This window comes from Peribacillus simplex, assembly GCF_001542915.1.
In the GTDB taxonomy this organism is placed as follows: domain Bacteria; phylum Bacillota; class Bacilli; order Bacillales; family DSM-1321; genus Peribacillus; species Peribacillus simplex_B.
In genome coordinates, this window is the sequence record NZ_LNNH01000027.1 from 132,362 (window position 1) to 132,835 (window position 474).

1 pseudogene is annotated in these 474 nt (G+C 40.1%); it reads left to right on the forward strand.

Features of this window, described 5'->3' with window-relative positions:
* Window positions 1–474, forward strand: a pseudogene (locus AS888_RS25115) (transposase); the annotation flags it as partial.

Here is a 474-nt window from a genome sequence, read left to right on the forward strand (position 1 = left end):
TAGCTGCTAATAAAAAGGTAATAAGTGTAGAACACGTTTTCGTGGATTCCACACATGTGAAAGCCAGTGCGAATAAACGGAAATTTGAAAAGAAAATCGTTCGTAAAGAAACACGAGCGTATCAAGGACGTCTTCAAGAAGAAATCAATCAAGATCGTGAAAACCACGGAAAGAAGCCTTTTCCACCAGATAAATTTGATAAGGAAGAAACCAAAGCAATTAAAGAAAGTACTACGGATCCTGAGAGTGGCTACTATGTGAAAGATGAACGAACAAAACAGTTTGCCTATCCTTCCATGCGGCCGCAGACGGCAACGGTTTTGTATTGGGAACGATTGTAACACCTGGTAATACACATGACAGTCATATTTTGTAGCCACTTGTTGAGCAAGTGATTGAGAAAGTTGGAAAACCAGAAGCAGTTGCCGCAGATGCAGCTTATAAAACACCAGCGATTACAAGCTACCTATTTAA